This window comes from Acidiplasma aeolicum, assembly GCF_001402945.1.
Lineage (GTDB): Archaea > Thermoplasmatota > Thermoplasmata > Thermoplasmatales > Thermoplasmataceae > Acidiplasma > Acidiplasma aeolicum.
In genome coordinates, this window is sequence record NZ_LKBG01000126.1 from 1 (window position 1) to 1,496 (window position 1,496).

1 protein-coding gene is annotated in these 1,496 nt (G+C 27.9%); it reads left to right on the forward strand.

Going from position 1 to position 1,496, the window contains the following annotated elements; all coding sequences use genetic code 11:
• Nucleotides 1–719: 719 nt before the first annotated feature.
• Nucleotides 720–1,205, forward strand: a complete 486-nt coding sequence (locus tag AOG54_RS03530) for a hemerythrin domain-containing protein (protein WP_082180492.1) — start codon at nucleotides 720–722, stop codon at nucleotides 1,203–1,205.
• Nucleotides 1,206–1,496: the final 291 nt, after the last annotated feature.

The following is a 1,496-nucleotide window of genomic DNA, read 5'->3' on the forward strand; positions in this document are numbered from 1 at the left end:
CTAAATTTATAATTAAATATAAATGCTCTAGTATTGTGTAACAAATTAATTATATTGATAGATGTCATCAAGGTGAATTAAAATCACACTGGAAATGGCAATAAACAAGATGACCAGCCTGGTTATCATTTTTATTATGGCTTATCTTACTGATCTGGCATCTGATTTTAATGCATGTACATTTGCCTCAACCACAATTATAATCATGGGAGGGCAAAAGCTACCATATGGGACTGCCTGTGGGTGGCTATGATTGGCATTTCTATTTTTATCCTCATTGTTTGTTTTTATTTAACAAATCCGTAAAAATTCACTGTTTTAATATAAGTGCTGTTATTTTCTATCTTCATAATAATCAAGGAATACGCTTATACTGGAATAGAAATAATAATCTCAAGGATACTAACGGGATTTGGCGTGTGAATGTTCCAATCCTAATTTGTTGTCTTTTCAGGGATTCAAAACCATAAGTAAGTGTACAGATGTTATCTTTAGAGCGTTCGTGATAAATCAGTTATATGCAGGCTTATATATAAAAATATGCTGGATGTATTAATAGGAGATGAAAATGGTTTGATGCATATTTAAAATATTATAATGAAATTAATTATATATTTCTAAGCTTATAATAATATCTGGACTAAAGTCATTAAGATAGAAATGCAATGTGATTTTTGATAAAACAGAAAATTCATATAATGTCTATATGATTCATTATAATGGATCTGGCAGAGTTGCTGATGGTTGATCATTCCAGCATAAGGATAATAGCAGATAATAATTTGCTCCAGAATACTGCTGCAGAACTTATTGATTTTAATAAATTTCTTTTGAATATTCATGTGAATATAGAGGAAAGCATAGTATTCCCATTATTAAAGGAAAATAATAAGGAAATATCAAAACTTATTGACAGGCTTACAGCAGATCACAAGTTAATAGAAACATTATTCAATAATTTGTATAAATGGAAAGTTAATGACGATCCACTATTCAGTGTAAGATTGCCCCTATTTTATAAAACACTAAAGGATCATAATTCCCTTGAAGAGAGTGATGTTTTTCCTTACTGGAGAAATATAGATAATGATGGCAGAAATACAGCTATGAAAAATGCCCATGAAATAATAGAATCAAATGATATAAGCAATTATATTAAAGAAACTGGAATATCAGAAAAAATGCTAAAATACATATTTATTTAAAGTTAAATAATCGTGGCATTATTTAATTGTTTAAACATTTAATATCATTTAATTACATGGTATTTTATTAGGTTAAATCAAAGTCAGATGCTGATGGCCTTTCATTTTTATAACCGTTTAGCGTTCAAATATATACGGTTCTAATATTCATGGTTGCTCCACATTTATGTAAATATAAATTTCAATGTTAATAATGAAATAATCGTTAAATAACAGGCAAAATAGATATTATGAACCACGAAGTTGATAAAATAAATATAGAATATATAATATAATTATTTACGCCACAAG